The organism is Paenibacillus endophyticus (assembly GCF_014192395.1).
Classification (GTDB): Bacteria; Bacillota; Bacilli; order Paenibacillales; family Paenibacillaceae; genus Pristimantibacillus; species Pristimantibacillus endophyticus.
This window is the reverse complement of the sequence record NZ_JACHXW010000002.1, coordinates 410,908-432,750: the sequence shown is the minus strand read 5'-3', so window position 1 is coordinate 432,750 and position 21,843 is coordinate 410,908. Positions and strand designations below refer to the sequence as shown.

Genomic DNA, 21,843 nt, shown 5'->3' with positions numbered 1-21,843 from the left:
AATGAGCAAAAACAAAAAAATTCGCAAGTCCAAATGGCTCGTGAATACGGTGCTCGCCATCATCTGCCTCATATGGACGATTCCGACGCTCGGCCTGCTGGTATCCTCGTTCCGGCCGGCAGCGGATATACTGTCGACAGGCTGGTGGAACATACTGCCCCATCGCGATTGGCAAACCTCGGAGCAGCTTCAGCTTCCGAAGGAAACAGATTTGCGGGAGCCGATCAAAGTCAATGGAGCGACCTATACGGATGATCAATTGCGTGCCGGCGTGGAGGTAAACGGTGAAAGGCTGATTTGGGAAAATCGGCGTGCAAGACTGCTGAATGTACAGGATAAGCATTGGACGATTATTTCCAGCTTCACGACTCAAAACTACGAGACGGTGCTCGGCGGGAAAAGCTATTCGATTACGATGCCGGACGGGACGACGAAAACAGAGAAGGGCAGCGGCATGTCGCGTTCCTTCTGGAATACGATTGCGGTAACGGTACCGGCAACGGTCATTCCGATCTTTATTGCTTCCTTTGCGGCGTATGCCTTTGCCTGGCTTCGCTTCCCAGGTCGAAAAACGCTGTTCGTCATTGTAATCGCACTGCTTGTCGTACCGCTGCAGGTGGCGCTAATCCCGATTCTGCGCGATTACACATCTCTAGGCCTAAACGGAACCTATTTCGGTATATGGCTTGCGCATACAGCGTTCGGTTTGCCGCTTATTACTTATTTCATGTACACATCCATCAGCCAGCTGCCGAAGGATTTGTTCGAATCGGCATTTATGGATGGAGCTACAAATTTCACGATTTTCAGCAAGCTGATTCTGCCGTTGTCGGTTCCAGCGCTTGCATCTATTAGTATTTTCCAGTTTTTGTGGGTATGGAACGATTATTTAGTATCGCTTATATTCCTTGGCAGCCAGCCGGAAGTGCAGGTGCTGTCCATGAATATTGCGAACATGGTCGGCTCAAGAGGCAATGATTGGCATCTGCTGACAGCTGCCGCATTCGTTTCGATGCTGATGCCTTTGGCTGTATTTTTCGCCTTGCAGAAGTATTTCGTTCGGGGTATGCTTGGCGGCTCGATTAAAGGCTAGGCTAATAAGTTTGTTGTACGATACGAGTGGCGCAGCGCCTCGGCCGAATGCCGAGCATGCGCCATTTGTTTTTGGCTCACGCCAATTGATAAATAAAGGAGTGATCATCATGCAGTCAAATGAGGCTTGGTGGAAGGAATCCGTCGTGTACCAGGTATACTGGCGCAGCTTCCGCGATACGAATGGGGATGGCATTGGCGACTTAAGGGGAGTCATTGAGAAGCTGGACTATATTCAGTCGCTTGGCGTGACGATGGTATGGGTTAACCCGTTTAATGAGTCACCTGACAAAGATAACGGCTATGACGTTTCTGATTATTATGCAGTCATGGACAAAGCGGGCACGATGGCGGATTTTGAGTTGCTGGTAGCAGAGACGCATGCGCGGGGCATGAAGCTGATGATGGATGTTGTAGTGAACCATACTTCGGATCAGCATGCTTGGTTCAAAGAATCACGCTCTTCGGCTAGCAATCCGAAACGGGATTGGTATATTTGGCATGATGGCTATCAAGGCAGGCCGCCAACGAATTGGCGCTCTTACTTCAATCCATCATGCTGGGAGCTTGATGAAGCATCGAATCAATATTATATGCATTCCTTTGCGGTTGAGCAGCCCGATTTGAATTGGGCGAATCGAGAAATGAGGCAAGAGATTTACAAGATGCTGCGATTTTGGCTGGACAAGGGCGTGGATGGTCTGCGGCTTGACGCTCTCGCGCTGCTGGCTAAGCCAACGATATTTGCCGATGTAGAAAATCCGCGGGACATTCGATATTTGACGCATAACGCGGGGCTTCATCAGTATTTGCAGGAAATGAACCATGAGGTGTTCAAGCATTACGATATGATGACAGTTGGAGAAATTGCATTTGCAACACCGGAGACAGGGCCGCTATTCGTCGATGAGGAGCGCCAGGAGCTCAATACGTTGTTTCATTTCGAGGTGGCGGACGAAATGCCGGAGTGGGACATGCTGCGCTTCAAGCGCATCCAGAGGCTTTGGGCAGAAGCGTTGGACGGGCGCGGCTTTGGCTCACAGTTTTTGAACAATCATGATCATACGAGGCAAGTATCCAGGTATGGCAACGATACTGACTACCGAGTGGAGTCGGCCAAGCTGCTCGGCACCATGATCCATACGCTGCCAGGCATTCCGTACATTTATCAAGGTGAAGAGATCGGAATGACAGGGGTCAGATTCGAGACAATCGGTGATTACAAGGACATCGCCATGATTAATAGATATGTAGAGGAAGTCGGAAAAGGCGGCGATCCTGCGGTCGTATTCCGTGATTTGCAGCCGCTTAGCCGAGATAATTCAAGGACGCCCATGCAATGGAATGACGGGCCGTATGCTGGCTTTGGAGAAGCGGAGCCATGGCTCCAAATCAACCCCAATTACGAGAAAATAAATGTTGAGCAAGCTGAGAAGGATCCGGACTCGGTATTGGCTTATTATCGAAAGCTTATCGCTTTGCGCAAAGCAAACCTAATTATGGTGTATGGCGACTTCACTGATATAAGCGATGATGATCCGCATTTGTATGTCTATGTGCGCGAGCTGGAAGGGACGGAGTGGCTTGTGCTGCTCAACCACAGCGCGGAGCACCGTACATTTGCATTCACAGAATCGTGTTTTGGCAACAATGGTTTAAGTTTGAAGCTTAAGCTTGGCAGCTACGGCCAGACTGAGGTCTATTGGAGCAGCGAGATGCCCGAAATGGAGCTTAAGCCTTACGAGGCACGAATTTATGAGGTTATTTGAAACGGATGAGCGGCTCGTTTTATTCCTGAAACGATGCGCCAACAGTACCGGTACCACTGAAGAAAGCTGTTTTTGAAAATTGAGATAGAAATAAAAGCGCTTTAGACCTCCGTCTAGAGTGCTTTTATTTGTAAGCCTCCGTTTTGGCAGCGGCTCTAATTGTTGCATGCATGCATAAAAGTACGCACCTGGTAAACACTGTTTCTCTAGACCCACATGGGTTCGTTCAGGTATGATACCGATAGGTTGTCGGAGTGCTTTACAAATACATACGTTTTACGTTTGGGAGGGTATTGAAACTGAATCAGTATGAGGAGATTAAACAGGGCGAAAAAGGTGCCTGGGTTAGCATTGGGGCCTACTTGGCTTTATCTGCGCTAAAACTCGGTGCGGGCTACTGGTTTGTGTCGGGAGCTCTCGTTGCAGACGGCTTCAACAATCTAACGGACATCGTGGCATCTGCTGCTGTATTGATCGGACTTCGAATATCTCAGAAGCCGCCAGACAAGGATCATCCGTACGGACATTTCCGTGCTGAGACGATTGCTGCGCTTATTGCTTCCTTTATCATGGCGACGGTAGGCATTCAGGTACTGATCGGCGCTGTGAAGTCATTGTTCAACTCGGAGCACCAAATTCCGAACTTAAATTCTGCTTGGGTCGCGTTATTCGCGGCTGTCTGTATGGGCGGCGTATATATTTATAATCGAAGGCTGGCCCTTCGTATTAATAACCAGGCGCTGCTTGCTGCGGCTAAGGACAATTTGTCGGACGCGCTTGTCAGTATCGGCGCAGCAATTGGCATTATTGGGGCTCAGTTCGGCCTCCCTTGGCTTGACCCGGTTGCGGCTTTGGCAGTGGGGGTCATCATCTGCAAAACGGCTTGGGAAATCTTTTATAGCTCGACGCATGCACTGACAGACGGCTTTGACGAGAATGAGCTTTCTTCGCTTCGCACAACGATTGCCAAGACAAAAGGCGTCAAGGCCATTAAGGATATTAAGGCTAGAGTTCATGGAAGCCATGTGCTCGTTGATGTCATCGTTCAGGTTGACCCGGAGCTTTCTCTAATCGAAAGCCACCAGATTAGCGACGAGATTGAGCATCGAATGGGTAGAAAGCATAACATTATGAGTGTCCATGTTCATGTGGAGCCTCAGGAGGATGTCGAAAATTCCGAAATAATGTCGACTGAAAAGCACTGAAATAAGCGGTAATTGTTACCAATTGAGGTTGCTATGTTGTTTAGTGGTTCCTATGGCTCAATTTCATGATCTACCCAAAAGACCCAATATTATGAGAAAAAATTGATTTAATTGTCTTGAAATAGCTGCGAATGTTAAAAGCAATAGGTGAAAAGGCGGTTCCTTATAGGAATCGTCTTTTTTGTATTATTTTACAGCGGATGTATACGTCTTCCTGCCCAATTAATAGCCTGATAAATAGGTGTATTGGTCGATACTTGTCTACCCGAAACGAAACTACAATGGGATCAGAACCCGTTATATTTTCACTGTTTTCACACCAAGGGAGGCGTATAGTTTGCAATACACGATGAAACAAAGGATGGCAACAGCAACATTAACGGCAGCTTTATTATTCAGTTCAATTTCGGTTCCGGCAGCGCTTGCCGCACAGGCAGGAGAGGTTCAGTCCGGCGTAAATATGCGGTCCGCTCCCTCCACATCAGGCTCGATTATTCGAAACCTAAAGAAAGGCGAACAAGTGACGATAGTCGAGAAGATCAATTCCTATTGGTATAAAATAACCGATTCCTCAGGCAGATCGGGATACATATCGACGTCTTCCCAATATATTGAGCTGCAAAGCTCAGCACCGGAGCAAACGGGCAATGCAACCGTGAAAGCGTCGGTTTCCTTCCGCAAGTCGGCATCCACGTCAGGCGAACGCATCCGATATTTGAAGAAAGGCGAGATAGTGACGATCGTTGCAAAAACGAACAGCTATTGGTATGAGGTTCGGGACGGCAATGGCGTTAGGGGATTTGTGAGCACGCAAGCTGCATACCTAAGCGTCTCGGGTACTATTCCGGATGGAGGGACAGGCAATGGCGGGAATGGCGGAGGCCCAGTAACCGCACCGGATGACACGAAGGACGAGTCGGTTGAGAAAATGATCGCTGCGGGTATGAAGTATTTGGGTACGCCATATGAATACGGTTCAGACCGCAACACGACGACGACCTTCGACTGTTCTGACTTTGTTAGGCAATCGTTTCTAGATGGGCTAGGGATTAGGCTGCCGGCAGATTCTAGGCAGCAAGCCCAGTACGTCAAAGATAAAGGAACAGCCAATACGAATTGGAGAGCGCTTGAGCGGGGGGATTTGGTTTTCTTCATGTCCTATAAAGGGACTAAGGCTTCCTCGTACAACGGAATCGACAAGTCCTCGCAGACGATCACGCATGATGGCATTTATTTAGGCGACGGAAAGGTATTGCATACGTACTCCAATGAAGGCGGAGGCGTTACAATTAGCAATATCGAAGGAACGCACTGGGAATACCGTCTCGTGTTTGGCGGAAGCGCGTTATAATCAAGCGAAAAGGCCGATCAGACTTGTCTGATCGGCCTTTTATTATATAAGAACTTATATGTTTTGTCATATAAATATGCTTATATATCTCCGCGAAACGATTGCTTTTTGCCGCAGAGGACGGCAAAAGCAGTTTACGCTTTTGTGATTATATTTCATAGCATTTAAGAATCGATTTGGATGGTTGTACCTTCAGCTTGTTTCATTGGTTCTTGCGCCGAAGGCTGCGCTTGTTGCTGCGCTAAAGCCTTTTTTTTGTTGCGCTTCTTGCGAATGATCAAATATACAACGACGATGGGAACGGCTCCAATGAAAATATACAAGGAAACGTCCTTTACCATACCTTCTGCAGATTGACCGTAAAAATAAAACAGGAGGCCGACAATATAAAACTTCAGGCCCCGTCCAATTGCCGCATACCCGATTAATCTCCAGATTGGAAAGTTCAAGCAGCCTGACAGAATCGTAAATACTTTGAATGGAATAGGCGTGAAAGAACCAATGAGAATGGCGGCTTCACCGTTCTTCTGAAATTTTTCAGTGGCAGCGTCGATCCATTCCTTTTTCAAAAACTTATATAGGACTGATTTGCCCATCACCTTGCCTAGATAATACCCTACAGGTGTACCTAAGAGACAAGCAACATAGCCCACGGTAGCCAGCCATAAGGCTGTACTTGGGTTGAGTAGACTCAATGAAACTTGAAGAAAAAACGCGGGAATGGGGAAAATAACAGCGTCAAGAAATGCATGAATAAATAGTCCCAGAGGCCCGAATTTCTCTAAAAAGTCGACAACTGCTTGAAACATTACCAGGCTCCCTTTCCATCAACTAACTGCACATAAAGCCTGCTTATCGAGATATTCTAGAATAAAAACTCCCATATTTGCTAATATATGCTGCAGCTTGTTGAAAAAGCGCTTAAGCGCTTGATATTTTAATTATAGCACAATTAATCCGGTTAAGAAGATGATAGTTGTCATGTGTTCATTTCTGATGTTGCTTCCTTAGAACGAATACGTATGGCTCGCTTAAAGGTTTCAATCACCTTTAATAAACCTCCTATTTGATTATTAAGGTTTGTACCTTATGTATTCAGATACATGAATTGATTCTCAATTCATACAAGAACAAATAAACGCCGTATATTTACGGGATGATCCCATAGATATACGGCGTTTATTAAGTACCCGAAAGGGTGCGCTATGCAATTGAGGAAGTTGCAATTATCGTGAAGCAATAGGTTGCTCAATGCGATGTGAGGCATGATTGCTGATGTGATGCTATTCCCGCGTCTGACGGCGGGAAACGCCGCTTTGCTGAGCGGCTTGAATCACCCTTTTGCGAACCTCTTCAACAACGCGTGTATTGAAGACGCTAGGAACAATATACATCGGACTTAGCTCTTCATCGCTTATAACAGATGCGATAGCTTCTGCAGCCGCAAGCTTCATCTCCTCATTGATCGTCGTAGCCCGGCTGTCAAGTGCCCCGCGGAAGATGCCAGGAAAGCAAAGAACATTGTTGATCTGGTTGGGATAGTCCGAGCGGCCAGTGGCAAATACCGCAACAATGTCCTCAGCAAGCTCTGGTCTAATCTCGGGCTCAGGATTAGCCATTGCGAAAACAATGGGGTCTTTAGCCATCGTCTCAATATGAGCGCGAGTCAGTATACCACCAGCCGAAACGCCGATAAAAACATCAGCGCCGATCAAAGCTTCTGCCAGTCCTCCGCTTTGGCGCTCCGGGTTCGTATTGTCCGCATACCACTGCCATACCTGGTTTTCATAAGTCTTGTCGGCTGTCAGGATGCCTTCGCGATCAACGCCAACGATATGTTCAGCGCCGCCTGCGAGCAGCATTTTGGTGCATGCAGTGCCGGCAGCCCCGATGCCGCAAATGACGATTCGCGTATCGCGTATGCTCCGGCCAGTCAGCTTCAGAGCATTAAGCAAGCTTGCGTATAGGACGACAGCCGTGCCGTGCTGGTCATCGTGAAACACGGGGATATCAAGCTCATCCCGAAGTCTTTGCTCGATCTCGAAGCAGCGCGGTGCGGATATATCCTCCAGATTAATGCCGCCGAAAGCGGGCGCCAGGTTTTTGATAGTAGCGATAATCGCTTCGGTATCTTGCGTGTCGAGGCAGATTGGGAAAGCATCAACATCGGCAAATTGCTTGAAAAGCATGGCCTTTCCTTCCATGACCGGCATGGCAGCGTAAGGTCCGATATTGCCTAATCCAAGAACGGCGCTTCCGTCGGACACGACTGCCACCATGTTTCTTTTGACCGTGAGCGTAAAAGCCTTGGAGGGCTCTTCAAATATAGCCTGGCAAACCCTTGCCACGTCAGGCGTGTAAACCCTTGACAGGTCGTCTCGGTTTTGAATAGGGGTTTTGGGCTGGATCGTTATTTTTCCGCCTAAATGAAGCAGAAAAGTGCGGTCTGAAATGTGTACGAGCCGAATGCCGGGAATTGCCTTTAACGCGGACGTGAGCCGTTCGGCAGCGCCGTTTTCCGTAATTTTCACGGTTAAATCACGCAAGCTTTTATTTTTATCCGTATGTATGACGTCGATTGCGATGATGTCTCCCTTAGCTTGCTCAATCGCGGTAGCGGCCCGTCCAAATTGTGCGATATTAGTATCAATTTCAACCCTCAAAATAATCGTTTTGCCGTCGGTCATCTGTGATCCCATAATAAACAGCTCCCTTCATCCATTATACTATTTGAATAAGTACACACTATTTATGCTTCATAATCTCCCCAAAAAAAGAAAGCCGTCACTGCATTAGTCGCAGGACGGCGTTCGGACAACTCATTGGGTCGTATTGTAGGTTTCGCTTAGTTAGTAGACCTTCTCTGAATTGGCCGGAGGCATAAGGCTCGTGGATGAGCGAAAACCATCGATCGACGGTATCGTTCGAATCGAGCATTTCACCAAAACCGTTGCTAATGAAGTATTCGCAGTTTTCTTCTTCTTGGCCGGGAATCGGCTCGTAGAAGAGCATCGGAATTCCTTTGCTCATGCCTTCCGTACAGGTCATGCCGCCTGGCTTCGTAATGAGCAGATCAGACACGTCCATCAGTTTATTGACCTCTCGGGTAAAGCTGAGGATGCGAATATTCGGATGCCGGAAGAGAGGATCGGACAGCATCTTTTCTTTCATCTTCTCATTGGAGCCAACGCAGTAAATCAATTGGGTGGTTTCGCGCCACTTGGTCATGTATTCGAGGGCGTTGTCCTCATACATGATTCCCCAGCCGCCGCCCATGATAAGAACCGTCGGCATATTTTTCAACTGAAACTGCTCGCGTACTTCTTCTTTATCGTATGTATGCCAGAAATTCGGATGAACGGGAATGCCTGTTACTTCTATGCGATTCTCCGTGATCCCTTTGTCAATTAGCCTCTCCTTGACGAGAGGCGAGGAAACCAAATATCGGTTGACCTCTTTGTTCACCCAAGAGCCATGCGCATCATAATCAGTAATTAACGTGTACAGCGGCATGTCCAACCCAAGGCGCTTAAGTCTTGCTACAACCGCATTGGGTCCCGGATGCGTGCAAATGATCAGATCCGGCTTCAATTGGGAGATGACTTGCGATGTCTGGGTATAAAACATGCGATGGAGCGCAAGCTGTGTAAGTCGATTGAACGATTTTTTATAGTTGCTGCGGTACATAAGACCGACCATCTTGGGCTGTTTGCTAACTGTTTTGCGATATGCGGATATTATCCATGGACCAAGCACCGGATTAAGAAATTTTCCAAGCTCGATGACGCGGGTCTGAATCCCCGGACTTAACTGCTTTAGTCCGACAGCGAGCGCATAGGCAGCTTGAGTATGACCGGAGCCAAAGCCTTCAGAGAGCAGGAGCACTCTTTTCTTACGCATTCATTCCACCTACTTTTCTAATTCCATATTACGATGCAAGTGCAACTAACACAAGTTTTATCCTTAAGGGTTGCTAATAAAGCTTTGGATAATTTATCCTAGAATGACGAAGTGCATGTGATAAGCTTATGCTTCCCTGTCCTTAACTATATTTACATATATTTTACAAGCGATAATAAAACAATAAGCGAGGTTAATCAAAATGGACATGACGAATCAAAATGACAAGGGCATAAAAATAGGAGAATATGTAAAAGCAGAAGTTCGATCCGGTCAGTATGTGGGAGAACTCATCGAAATAAATGGACCCCGCGCCTTAGTCAAGGTGCTCGCCGTACTGAAGCATCCGGAGCAGGGGGATTTGCACAATCCTTATAATCCAGATGTTCCTATGTTCCATGAGCGGCGTGCCCTTAGCTATACAGAAAAAACAACGGTGCTGCTGCGTGATGTGTTGCCCTATGCGGGCTCCGTGCCGGAATATGGAGCATCATTGAAAGCTGCTGCTGAGGCAGAGGTTGCTGCGCTTGACCGTCTGCATCGCTGGGCGGCAAAGGCACTCGAACAAATGCAGCAGCTTCAGAAGGAATACAAATAGACAAACTGCTATTTATTAATGAAGACCGTTTTTAAGGTGCCGCGATAGATGACCTGGAACTGAAGTCCTGCGGACAAAGCTGCAAGCGGCACATACAAGGTTGGCGACTTGCCGAAGTTATCTATGAAGGCAGGAGGCGCTTCTAGCGACCGGGCAGTGCCATTAACCATAATGGCTGCGGAGCCGGCAGCGATATCGACGGTTCGATTCGCGAGCTTAATCGAAGCCGTGCGCTTCGAGGCATTCCATTTCACGCTCGCCCCCATTGCTTCCGCTACGCTGCGAAGCGGCAAATAGGTATAGTTCTTTACGATGCGGGAGCCGCTCGTGCCAAGCAGCTCTTCGCCATCAATTACAATATGAATAGGCTGCTCCTGCCCCGCAGCCTTCACCTCGCGATAATCACCCCAAATGGCCTTGGAGAATGCTTTCCCCATAGCCGCATAGCCTGCACCGCTTGGATGTATATCACCATCTTCAATAGATGTGTAGCGGAGCTCGTTATCTACGAAAGCTGCTGCGGCATTTGCAACCTTTACTTGATAGCCGTCTTTTGTCAGCCGTTGGACGATAAGGTTAAGACGCTCTCGCAGCTGCTTGACGCTTGCTTCAAGGAACAAACGGTCGGCTTCTGGGTATAATGGAAAAACAAGTGCGCCGAGTCTTATAGGTTTAGGGATGGGCAAATATTGATCGGCTATGACGATTTGGGCTTTGGGCTGAAGACGGAGCATTAGCCGCAGCGCCGATTCGAGCTCGGTTTCATATCCGCTTAGCGCTGACGATAAGCTCACTGCTGCATCAGCAGGATCAGCTCCCTTCTCGAGCTTCTCTAATACGGCATACATGTCGTTGCCGCCAATGGTTAGCAGAATTAAGTCCGCTTTAGTCAATGCAGATCGCAGCAATGGAGATTCAGCGAATAGACGCTCAGTACGGGGGTCAGGAAGTGCTTTCTGAATATCATCGCCATTGATATCAGACCCTTTGACAATTGCATCCATCCAACGCTTAAGGCCAGCGGTTCTAAGGCCTAGTAAGCCGTAGTTTGAATATTCGGCGCGGTAACCGTGAAATAAGGCTTGCTCGTAAACATGCTCTACATAGCCGTATGGAATGGACTGCTCGGTGAAGCCATGCTCATAGCCGGCAGTCAAGGAGTCTCCGACAGCGACGATTCGGTAGGTATTGGTTGTGGCGGGAGCCGCCATGCTCGATGGGGAGGCAGACTCTGCACGTACGGTAGGGCCAATCAGAGGCTGAAAGACAAACGTACTTACAATTAATAATGCAATAATAACGGACGCTGCAGGCTGTATGGCCACTTTCCTTAACTTGCTATACAACAGGAACACTTCCTTCTGATAAAATATAAGGAAATAGAAGCAGCGAACTATGCTATGCTTGTATTTCGCGGTGAATCGGCCACAGCATTGCTTAATAAAGGCAATATTCCTTTGCTCTTGTAGTAAAATAGTGCAAATAATTATGAAAATATTAAATTGATTCCGCTATGGCCTAATGTTAAAATAATATAATAATCGCAATGTCGCGGTATAGGCCCGGTATATGGTCAATTAACCGGATGCGCTCTTTTTGTCGGAGCAGCAGCCGTTTAGCTTATGAGTGGAAAGGAGCAGGCCGATGCGCCTCGCTGACTACCATTCTATGATAGAACAAGCGAAAAATGAAGCGTAATGCGTATTCATCGATGCTTATTTTCAACACGTTCACGCTTACCCAAAAATCTTCTCATAGAAAGGTTGCACACAATGAAAGAACATATTTTGGGATTGCCGCCGAAGCAGGGGCTCTATGATCCGCAGTTTGAGAAAGATGCATGCGGCATGGGCTTTGTGGCCAACATCAAGGGAATCAAATCACACAAGGTCATCCGCCAAGCGCTGATGCTGCTCGAGAACATGGAGCATCGCGGCGGTCAAGGCAGCGAACCGAATACAGGAGATGGAGCGGGTATATTGCTTCAAATTCCGCATGCCTTTTTTGCAGCTGAATTAAAGAAGCAAGAAATCGTGCTGCCTGTCGAAGGGCAATACGCCGTAGGCATGATTTTCATGCCCCAGGATGAAGCTGCTCGCAGCGCAATTGAGCGTGAAGTGGAATCGATTGTTCTGGAAGAGAACCAAACGGTAATCGGATGGCGTACGGTTCCAACGGATGATAAGAAGCTAGGTGAATCAGCGTTGGCTGTTAAGCCATATGTTCGTCAGCTATTTATTGGCATGAACGATAGCTTGAAGGACAACATGGCGTTCGAACGCAAACTCTATGTGATTCGTAAGCGTTCAGAGCTTGCGATTCGCTACGCCGGCAAAGAAGGCGGCAATATGTTTTATTTCTCGAGCTTGTCCTCGAGAAAGATCGTTTATAAAGGGATGCTTACAACGGAACAGGTTCGCTCATTCTACACAGAGCTGAACGATGAGTCGGTTGTATCGGCAATGGCGCTCGTGCACTCCCGTTTCAGCACAAACACGTTCCCAAGCTGGGAGCGCGCGCATCCATTCCATTATATGATTCACAATGGCGAGATCAATACGCTTCGCGGTAACGTGAACTGGATGCATGCCCGTCAAACGTTGTTTGCGACGGAGCTGTTCGGTGACGATATCGAGAAAATTAAGCCGGTCATTAACCCTGACGGCTCTGATACGGCTATGTTCGACAATACGCTTGAATTCCTGTTCTTGTCGGGCCGTTCAATGGCGCATGCCGCGATGATGATGGTTCCGGAACCATGGTCCAACCATGAGAACATGAGCGACGAGCGCAAAGCGTTCTATGAATACCACAGTACGTTGATGGAGCCATGGGACGGACCGGCAGCGCTTGGTTTTACGGACGGCGTGAAAATCGGTGCGGTGCTCGACCGTAATGGTCTGCGTCCTGCACGTTATTACGTAACGAAAGATGATCATATTATTCTAGGCTCTGAAGCGGGAACCGTTGAAATTCCGCCTGAAGATATTCTGTACAAAGACCGTTTGCGTCCAGGGCGCATGCTGTTAGTTGATACAGAGAAAGGCCGTATCATTTCCGATGAGGAAGTGAAAGCGGAGATCGAGACAGAGCATCCATACCGCGAATGGTTGAATGAGCATCTCGTCGATCTTGAGGATCTGCCGGAAGCGCCAGAGCTTCCAGAGCCGAATCACGCAACGGTCCAAATGAGACAGCAAGCTTTCGGCTATACGTTTGAGGATGTGCGGAAAGTGCTTGAGCCTATGGCTGGCAGCGGCGCAGAGCCGATTGCTTCGATGGGCTATGATGCGCCTCTTGCTGTATTGTCTGAGCGCCCGCAGCGCCTGTACAACTACTTCAAGCAATTGTTCGCGCAGGTGACAAACCCGCCGATCGATGCTATCCGCGAGGAGATCATTACGGCAACGGGTACGACAATCGGGCCTGAACGCAACTTGCTTAACCCGGAGCCGGAGAGCTGCCGCCATATCAAGTTGGATACGCCTATTTTGTCCAATGAGCAATTCGCTAAGCTGCGCCATGTGCGTCGTCCCGGCTTCCGTTCCATCACGCTCCCGATCTTCTTCCCTGCAAGCGAAGGGGAAACGGGCTTGCGCGCCGCGCTTACACAAATGTGCGAAGCTGCTGACCGCGTAATTGCTAAGGGACATAACCTGTTAATTTTATCCGATCGCGGTGTTGACAAAGACAATGCTGCAATTCCTGCTTTGCTTGCGGTATCCGCTTTGCATCACCATTTGATCCGTCAAGGTACGCGTACGAAGGTAGCTATTCTGCTTGAGTCTGGCGAGCCGCGCGAAGTGCATCACTTTGCATTGTTGCTCGGTTACGGCGTAAGCGCAGTTAACCCGTACCTTGCTTTCGAAACGCTGGACGATATGATCCGCCAAGGCATGCTGCGTGGCGTGTCACATGAAAAAGCAGTGAAAAACTTCATCAAAGCCGCCACTAAAGGCGTTATTAAAATATTGTCCAAAATGGGTATCTCGACGATCCAATCCTACCGCGGCGCTCAAATTTTTGAAGCACTCGGCTTGAAAGAGGATGTTATCAACGAGTACTTCACATGGACGCCTTCGCGTATCGGCGGTATCGGTCTTGACGTGATTGCTGAAGAGACATTGAAGCATCACAACCGTGCATTCTCAGAACAAGAGGGAAGCGAGAAGGAGCTTGATTCGGGCGGCGATTACCAATGGCGTAAAGACGGCGAGGACCACTTGTTCACGCCGCAGACGATCCATACGCTTCAGATGGCTTCGCGTGCGAATGATTACAAGCTGTACAAGAAATTCTCAACGCTCGTTCAGGGCGAGGACAAGAAACATTTGACGCTGCGTTCCTTGCTTAAATTCAAGGATGGACGTCAAGCGATTCCGTTAGACGAGGTTGAATCAATCGAATCGATCGTGAAACGCTTCAAAACCGGCGCAATGTCGTTTGGTTCAATCAGTAAAGAAGCGCATGAAAGCCTTGCTATCGCGATGAACCGTCTTGGCGGCAAATCGAATACGGGCGAGGGCGGGGAAGATCCGGCGCGCTTTATCCCTGATGCGAATGGAGATTCCAGACGCAGTGCAATTAAACAAGTAGCTTCGGGACGTTTCGGCGTAACGAGCAACTACTTGGTAAATGCCGATGAGATTCAAATTAAAATGGCCCAAGGCGCAAAGCCTGGTGAAGGCGGACAGCTGCCTGGTCTTAAAGTCTATCCTTGGGTAGCTGAGGTTCGCGGTTCAACCCCAGGCGTAGGACTCATTTCACCGCCGCCGCATCATGATATTTACTCTATTGAGGATTTGGCGGAGCTCGTTCATGATTTGAAAAATGCCAACCCGCGCGCACGCATTAACGTTAAGCTCGTTTCCGGTGTTGGTGTAGGCACGATCGCGACTGGTGTTGCGAAAGGCCGCGCGGATGTTATCATGGTCAGCGGCTATGATGGCGGTACAGGCGCATCTCCAATGGGTTCTATCCGCCACGCGGGTCTGCCATGGGAGCTTGGTCTAGCTGAAACGCATCAAACGCTCATGCTCAACAAACTGCGTGACCGTGTCGTGCTTGAGACAGATGGCAAAATGATGAATGGCCGAGATGTTGCTATTGCAGTATTGCTTGGCGCGGAAGAGTACGGCTTCTCTACGGCACCGCTCATCGTGCTTGGCTGCATTATGATGCGTGTGTGCCAGCTGGATACTTGTCCTGTTGGCGTAGCAACGCAAAACCCTGAGCTTCGCAAGAAATTCATGGGTGACCCAAGTCATGTGGTAAACTACCTGCGCTTCATAGCTGAAGAGCTGCGTGAGATTATGGCTGACCTAGGTTTCCGTACCATTCAAGAAATGGTCGGACGCGTTGATATTCTTGAAACGAAGCAGCTTCGCGAGCATTACAAAGCGAAGGGCATCGATCTTTCAGGCTTGCTGTACGAAGCGGATCTTCCGCAGGATGCAGTTCGTTACAACATTCAAGAGCAGAACCATGGCCTTGAGCTATCGCTTGATATGCAGCAGCTAGTTCCTCTTGCGCAAGCAGCGCTTGAGAACGGTGAACGCGTACGCGGCACCTTCCCGATCTTGAACACGAACCGGGTTGTCGGTACGATACTAGGCAGTGAGGTTACTCGCCGCTACGGTGCAGCTGGGCTACCTGAAGATACGATTTCTTATCACTTTGTTGGAACGGCCGGACAGAGCTTTGGCGCATTCGTACCGAAAGGCATCACGCTATCGATCGAAGGCGATTCGAATGACTACGTCGGCAAAGGCCTCTCTGGCGGTAAAATTATCGTTGCACCATCTCCGAAGGCAACTTTCGTGGCTGAGGAGAATGTCATTATCGGCAACACTGCGCTATATGGCGCGACTAGCGGTCAAGCGTATATCCGCGGTGCAGCAGGTGAACGGTTCGCTGTTCGTAACAGTGGAGCGAATGTCGTTGTTGAGGGCGTAGGCGATCATGGCTGCGAATATATGACAGGCGGACGTGTCGTTATCCTTGGCAACACAGGCCGCAACTTCGCAGCTGGCATGTCTGGCGGCGTTGCATACATCTACGACGAGAAAGGCGATTTCTACAATCATTGCAATCTTGAGATGGTATTGCTGGAGCGCCTTGAAGACTCGGTCGATGTAGCAGAGCTGCGGGGCTTGGTTGAATCACATGTGCAATATACGGAAAGCGCAATTGGATCACGTTTGCTTAATGATTGGGATGCTTCATTGTCGAAATTCGTCAAAGTTATTCCAAAGGATTACAAACGTATGCTTGAGCAAATTCGTAAGGTTGAGGATACCGGGTTAGTAGGGGAAGAAGCCTTGCTTGCTGCTTTCGAAGCGAATAAAAGAGAGCTTGCGCGCGCAGGCGGGAAATAATATATTTAGGCATCGTAACTGAATGATTGAAATAAGGGACTGTCCCTGAAGTAGCAATAACTACTTCAGGCGACAGTCCCTTTTGTTTTTCGACAAAATGCCACCAAATTAGAAAAAAGATGCGTCCATTAACTGACAAATTCCATCCGGCGAGTCGGGTATAATGATGTTAACATTTGTATCATTACTACTTTTCTATTAGGAGTTTATTTTTATGAGTAGAGTGGAAGTCAAGATGACAACAGAAGAAGCAGTCATTCCGTCACCCTTCATTGTTCTTGAAATAGATGACATATTCGAGCAGATCGGGATATGCAAGGCTAAGTGGCCTGCAGTGGTTGAAGGCACTAGCTCTCCAACCGTTCTGCACGTACAAAGTTAATAAACCATTTTGTTTCCTCAGCAGTAAGTACCCGGCCATCGATGGTCAGTTGATATTTATTCAGCAGATCATCATCGGAAAGCTCGAGTTGATCGACAAAATTCCGCACGCCATCGCTTAATTGCTGGCCTCGGATGGATGTCCGGCCAATCAAATAGTCGACCGTAACATGATATAGATTTGCGAACTTCAATAATGTTTCAGAGTCGGGCTCTCTTCGGTTTTTCTCATAATGCGATAATGCAGCGCGTGAAATGCCTAGCGCGACAGAGGTATGCAATTGCGTCCATTTCCGCTCAGTTCTGAGTTCCGCAAGTCGATTGCCGATATTCATCCAATGCCTCCTGTAATGAAAAGACTTCTGTCTATCTATTCTAATACGGATGTGAGAATTATGCATACATTTGCGAAAATTCATGAGGAAAAAGAATCAAATTATCTACTAGGTACGATGGAGGAATGGCAAATGGCGACGAATGCAAACGGTACCTCGCGCGCCCACATCAGGCTTCGCTTCACGGAAGGCGTGAAGGCAGAGTTAAGATTGGTAAGCAAAGACGGTCAGCAGTTGACTCCCTCGACGACTACCGTTCTTCTGCTTAATTTAAGTCAAAACGGCTTGTGCTTTCTGTCTGGTCTGCATTTGCCCGTTCAGCATAATTATTTTGTGGAATTTCGGATGACGATCTCAAATGTGCAAATTATTGTGAGAGGTCGAATCGTATGGAATGCCAAACAGGATAATCAATATGCACATGGCGTATTGTTCGAATGCTCGAATACGCTACGTTCTTTGATCATAGGGGTAATGAATCAGGAAATATTGGAGAGACAGCCACAGCAGCAAAAAATCCATTATTTATATAGTCGGCTACTGAATACGAAAAAGCTGCATTACAGCGGATAGGTCATTACTAGTAATGAGACGAGGACCTGTAAGAAGGGGGTTTATGCTTTGAAGATCATTTTGTTATCCGGCGGGTCTGGCAAAAGGCTATGGCCGTTATCAAACAGCAGCCGGGCCAAGCAGTATTTGTCGGTACTAGAAGGTCCAGATGGGGCGATGGAGTCCATGCTGCAGCGAATATGGCGACAGTTAGATGAAGCAGATTTGCAGGAGCATACGCGGATATCGACCTGTCGCGAGCAGCTTGAGCTGCTGCAGAGGCAGCTTGGTTCAGAAGCACCGGTCATTCTTGAGTCCGAGCAACGGGACACATATCCAGCCGTGGCATTAGCTTCTGCCTATTTGTATTCGATCGCAGGCGTATCTTTAAGTGAAACGGTCATTGTAATGCCGGTTGATGCATTTGTGGAAAGTGATTTCTTTTCTTGCATCAGAGGACTCCCGAAGCTGGAGAGAGAGAGTCGCTCGGAATTGCTTATGGTCGGGACCAAGCCTTGCTGCGCATCTGAGCAATATGGATATATCATTCCGGAATCGAGCCGACTGAGCGAGGAAGAAGGCTCGTATGAGCAGGCAGTAAAGCTATTCAAGGAAAAGCCATATGAAGCTGAAGCGTCAGCATTGATTAAAGCTGGTGCGCTATGGAATACCGGCATCTATGCTTTTAAGCTTGATTTTATGATCACGATGCTTATGAATCGCGGTCTGCCAATCCATTACGATGAGTTATACAAGCAATATTATAAGCTGCCTAAAGCGAGCTTCGAGGCTGAGGTTACGCAAAAAACAGAATTGCGCTCTGTTATTCGTTATGATGGGCAATGGAAAGATCTAGGGACTTGGAAAACCTTATCCCAGGAAATTGCCTTTGAGAGGATGGGGGCTGGAGACATCTCGCATGACAGCGGCCAGTCGCAGCTTTTTAATGAACTAGAAATACCGATCTCAATTGTTGGTTTGAACAATATCATAGTGGCTGCAAGCCCTGATGGGATCCTGGTTGCCAATAAAGACGCCGATTCGATACTGAATGCAAAGCTTCAGTCCATGAACGAGAAGCCTAAATACGAGGAACGGCGCTGGGGGCATTCTAAGGTAGTAGATTCCGTAATACTTGCTTCAGGACTACATAGCATGACCAAACGGCTATTTATTGCAGCTGGAAATAATATGAGCTATCAGATGCATTTCAAACGCAAGGAAGCATGGACGGTTTTATCAGGAGAAGGGATTCTAATTCTTGATGAAATGTATAGGCATATTGGACCGGGGGATACGATAACGATTCCAGAGCGAGCCCGTCATAGCGTTCGTGCCATCGTAAATATGGAGTTGATCGAAGTCCAAACAGGCGAGCAGATCGCGGATGACGACATTATTAGGCTCGGTATCACTTGGGATGAGATTACTAGTCAAATTAATATGGTATAGGAGACTAGAGTATGATGGTTCGGAATGAGCTGGCTGTCATTGTTGCGAAGGTCATGGCTAGCAGAGGATTTATCGATATTACGTGCTACGGAGATGCGATGTATCCCCTCGTTCAGGATGGGAACGTGTCCACATTCGTGAAAGTACGTGAGAAGGATCTGCAGATTGGCGATGTGTGCTTATTTGTAAACAAAGAAGGACAGCTTTTGCTATATCGAATCATTGACTTGGATGACGAACAGCACCCAGCAATTTATACATTCCGAGGAGATACCTATGATGTGCCTGAGCTACCCGTATACTACTCACAAATCATTGGAAAGCTAAAGGCCGTACATAGGGACGGCAGAGCAATTTATGTACATCATTGGCGCTCACGATTGATTGAGGCTGCAGTACTCCAAATCCCTTATTGGACAAAAATATCAAGGTGGGCTGCCCATAGACGTTATGATCGAACGTCTGCAATTGGAAATGAACATTAATCTAAAAAAAGTTGATACAATCATTACGAAAGAGAGAGGGAGCGATCTATCGGATGATATGTTCAAAGGACCGTTTTTATTGTGTTAGTTGCAGGGAGATGCTTACAAATCCTGAAGCGGACATTTTATTCCGAACAGGTTTTTTCCGAGTGGTACATCCAATGGGTTATTGCTTAGCATGCAGCGTGGAGCAGGATAAGCTGGATGCTATAGTAGGAACGGCGGGTAAGACCAGTAACTATGACTATAAAATGTTCCTTCGCGCAGATGCGAAAGTTGCCGAACATGTTATACAGCCCTATCGAACGAATGATAATTCAAGCCTCCATTCCGCAGCTCAGCTGTAGGATGGAGGTGTATTTTTTTGTAAACTTCCAATTGTTTCCTTAATCGTTTATAATGAATAAGATTTGGATTTTTGAAGGAGGAGCACAGATATGGAGCAGCCTATTGTTAAATTGCATAACGTAACAAAAAAAATTGGCAAAAGAACGATCATTGATCGATTGACGCTTGACTTGCCGCTTGGGGAAGTATTTGGTTTTCTTGGGCCCAATGGTTCAGGCAAAACGACAACGATTCGTATGATGGTGGGTTTGATGTCGCTCACTGACGGAGAAATTACGATTGGCGGGCACAGCATAACCAAAGAATACGAGAAAGCGATTCGTCATGTTGGGGCAATCGTAGAAAATCCTGAAATGTATAAATATTTAAGCGGATATGATAATTTGATTCATTACGCACGCATGATTCCAGGCATTACCGAGCATCGTGTACACGAGGTCGTTAAGCTGGTTGGACTAGAAGGCCGAATTCGCGATAAAGTTAGAACATACTCACTTGGCATGCGTCAACGCCTAGGCGTAGCTCAGGCGATCTTACATAAGCCGCAGCTTCTCATCTTGGATGAGCCGACGAATGGCTTGGACCCAGCAGGTATTCGCGAGCTTCGTGATTACTTGCGCTTGTTGTCCAAGGAAGAAGGCATCGCAGTATTCGTATCGAGTCATTTGCTCTCCGAGATGGAGCTGATGTGCGACCGTGTTGCCATCATTCAGAACGGGAAGCTGATTGATGTAAGGACGATTAGAGGCGAGCACGCGGCTAAGGCAAGCAATCGGGTCGTCATTGAGATTGATCAACCGCAAGCAGCAATTAACGTATTGCAAGCTGCGGGTTTAGCAGGCGAGCTGGAGGGGACCAATGCGATTGCGGTAGAAGCGGATCGTGAGAGTACAGCGGCAATCAATGCATCGCTCGTCGCTGCTGGTATTAAAGTATACGGTATTCGGGCACAAGTCAAAACACTAGAGGATCAATTCCTCGAAGTGACTGGAGGGGAACGAATTGGGTAATTTTTTGCCGCTGATTCAGAATGAGAATATGAAAATTTACCGTCGTCCTCGTACGTGGGTAATGGTAGGGATTCTGGTTCTGTTAGTATTAACGATATCGATTCTATGGCTTATATTCGGTGAAAGAAGCAACACCTCGATGTGGGATGTAGCCTTTATGGAATCATCCATTTTGTTCTTGCTCGTAACGATCTTTACAGTTGTTATCGCAGCAGGGGGAGTTGCAGAAGAATTTACGAGCGGGACGATAAAATTGCTGCTGATCCGTCCGTGGTCACGTTCCAAAATACTATTATCTAAATATATATCGATTATGATATTTGCGCTTTTGCTTGCAATCATCTTGTTTGGCAGCACGCTGCTCGTGAACTGGATTTGTTTTGGAATAAATGCAGGTCCAGATGCCGAAACAACATTTGTAGGGATGGATGGCGGCAACCCGTTTTCCTATATGCTGAAGTACTACGGTTTAACGTTGGTTTCACTAGTCGTGACAGTAACTTTGGCTTTTATGCTGTCCACCATATTCCGCAGCAGCGGACTTGCTATCGGATTTGCGCTTTTCCTGTTGCTTGGGGTGAATAGCTTTGTTGGACTAATTGCAATGCTGGATTATACGTGGATCGATTATTTGTTGTTTATCCACTTGAATCTGACCCAGTATTTAGATGGAAATCCGATGAGAGAAGGCATGACTTTAGGGTATTCCTTAACCGTGCTAGGCGTTTATTATGTCGTATTCATCGCGTTGACCTGGTATATTTTTAACAAAAGGGACGTTGCTTCATAGGAGTAGATGATTCGATGTATTGAGGGGCTGTCCCCGAAATATATTGTGAGATTCAGCTACCGCTTTGTTCGTAAGATAGAATAAGCAAAAACCTTCAGCTCCACGCTCGAGTGGTGTTGAAGGTTTTTTTGTGCATGATATAAGTCTGGTCTATTGGTGTCATTATCGTCAATGCACACGAAAAAAAACGGCTCGCTG

At 47.5% G+C, this 21,843-nt stretch carries 17 protein-coding genes; 12 read left to right on the top strand and 5 right to left on the bottom strand.

Annotated elements, in window-relative coordinates:
- Position 1: 1 nt before the first annotated feature.
- From FHS16_RS04625 to FHS16_RS04610, 4 genes are all read left to right on the top strand, one after another.
- Positions 2–1,093, top strand: coding sequence for a carbohydrate ABC transporter permease (locus FHS16_RS04625; protein WP_183559304.1), 1,092 nt, complete (start codon positions 2–4; stop codon positions 1,091–1,093).
- Positions 1,094–1,202: 109 nt separating this feature from the next.
- Positions 1,203–2,861, top strand: coding sequence for a glycoside hydrolase family 13 protein (locus tag FHS16_RS04620; protein WP_183559302.1), 1,659 nt, complete (start codon positions 1,203–1,205; stop codon positions 2,859–2,861).
- A 299-nt stretch (positions 2,862–3,160) separates the two neighbouring features.
- Entirely contained in the window at positions 3,161–4,066 is a 906-nt protein-coding gene (locus FHS16_RS04615) for a cation diffusion facilitator family transporter (RefSeq protein ID WP_183559719.1), read from the top strand.
- Positions 4,067–4,403: 337 nt separating this feature from the next.
- Entirely contained in the window at positions 4,404–5,417 is a 1,014-nt protein-coding gene (locus tag FHS16_RS04610) for a C40 family peptidase (protein ID WP_312890774.1), read from the top strand.
- A 164-nt stretch (positions 5,418–5,581) separates the two neighbouring features.
- Here FHS16_RS04610 and FHS16_RS04605 read toward each other — a convergent pair whose 3' ends face one another.
- The 3 genes from FHS16_RS04605 to FHS16_RS04595 all read right to left on the bottom strand — a co-directional run bounded on the left by FHS16_RS04605 (position 5,582) and on the right by FHS16_RS04595 (position 9,317).
- A complete protein-coding gene (locus FHS16_RS04605) occupies positions 5,582–6,226 on the bottom strand; it encodes a YqaA family protein (protein ID WP_183559300.1) in 645 nt (214 codons plus the stop codon).
- A 474-nt stretch (positions 6,227–6,700) separates the two neighbouring features.
- Positions 6,701–8,116 carry an NAD-dependent malic enzyme gene (locus FHS16_RS04600; protein WP_183559298.1) on the bottom strand — a complete coding sequence of 472 codons (1,416 nt, stop codon included), beginning with the start codon at positions 8,114–8,116 and terminating at the stop codon, positions 6,701–6,703.
- Between the two features lie 85 nt (positions 8,117–8,201).
- Complete coding sequence (locus tag FHS16_RS04595; protein ID WP_183559296.1) at positions 8,202–9,317, bottom strand: MGDG synthase family glycosyltransferase; 1,116 nt, start codon at positions 9,315–9,317, stop codon at positions 8,202–8,204.
- A gap of 202 nt (positions 9,318–9,519) precedes the next feature.
- Here FHS16_RS04595 and kapB point away from each other — a divergent pair, with 202 nt between their 5' ends.
- Entirely contained in the window at positions 9,520–9,915 is a 396-nt protein-coding gene (kapB, locus tag FHS16_RS04590) for a kinase-associated lipoprotein KapB (protein ID WP_312890773.1), read from the top strand.
- An 8-nt stretch (positions 9,916–9,923) separates the two neighbouring features.
- Here kapB and FHS16_RS04585 read toward each other — a convergent pair whose 3' ends face one another.
- The gene (locus tag FHS16_RS04585) at positions 9,924–11,261 is read right to left on the bottom strand and encodes a stalk domain-containing protein (RefSeq protein WP_183559293.1); all 1,338 of its coding nucleotides are present in this window, start codon (positions 11,259–11,261) and stop codon (positions 9,924–9,926) included.
- Between the two features lie 426 nt (positions 11,262–11,687).
- Between FHS16_RS04585 and gltB the strand changes: the two genes are divergently transcribed.
- On the top strand, positions 11,688–16,292 hold the full coding sequence (gene gltB / locus FHS16_RS04580; RefSeq protein ID WP_183559291.1) for a glutamate synthase large subunit: 4,605 nt from the start codon (positions 11,688–11,690) through the stop codon (positions 16,290–16,292).
- Between the two features lie 347 nt (positions 16,293–16,639).
- Here the strand turns inward: gltB and FHS16_RS04575 are convergent, their stop codons facing one another.
- Positions 16,640–17,008: a helix-turn-helix domain-containing protein gene (locus FHS16_RS04575; RefSeq protein ID WP_183559288.1), complete on the bottom strand. Its 369-nt coding sequence runs from the start codon at positions 17,006–17,008 to the stop codon at positions 16,640–16,642.
- Between the two features lie 132 nt (positions 17,009–17,140).
- Here FHS16_RS04575 and FHS16_RS04570 point away from each other — a divergent pair, with 132 nt between their 5' ends.
- From FHS16_RS04570 to FHS16_RS04545, 6 genes are all read left to right on the top strand, one after another.
- Positions 17,141–17,581, top strand: coding sequence for a PilZ domain-containing protein (locus tag FHS16_RS04570; protein WP_183559286.1), 441 nt, complete (start codon positions 17,141–17,143; stop codon positions 17,579–17,581).
- 48 nt (positions 17,582–17,629) lie between these two features.
- Positions 17,630–19,012 carry a sugar phosphate nucleotidyltransferase gene (locus FHS16_RS04565; RefSeq protein WP_183559284.1) on the top strand — a complete coding sequence of 461 codons (1,383 nt, stop codon included), beginning with the start codon at positions 17,630–17,632 and terminating at the stop codon, positions 19,010–19,012.
- A gap of 11 nt (positions 19,013–19,023) precedes the next feature.
- Positions 19,024–19,497: a S24/S26 family peptidase gene (locus FHS16_RS04560; protein ID WP_183559282.1), complete on the top strand. Its 474-nt coding sequence runs from the start codon at positions 19,024–19,026 to the stop codon at positions 19,495–19,497.
- 161 nt (positions 19,498–19,658) lie between these two features.
- Positions 19,659–19,844 (top strand): hypothetical protein, encoded by a 186-nt coding sequence (locus FHS16_RS04555; RefSeq protein ID WP_183559280.1) that lies wholly within the window; start codon positions 19,659–19,661, stop codon positions 19,842–19,844.
- A 90-nt stretch (positions 19,845–19,934) separates the two neighbouring features.
- Positions 19,935–20,855, top strand: a complete 921-nt coding sequence (locus FHS16_RS04550) for an ABC transporter ATP-binding protein (protein WP_183559278.1) — start codon at positions 19,935–19,937, stop codon at positions 20,853–20,855.
- Entirely contained in the window at positions 20,848–21,645 is a 798-nt protein-coding gene (locus FHS16_RS04545) for an ABC transporter permease (RefSeq protein WP_183559276.1), read from the top strand. The genes FHS16_RS04550 and FHS16_RS04545 overlap by 8 nt, the downstream gene beginning before the upstream one ends.
- Positions 21,646–21,843 lie beyond the last annotated feature (198 nt).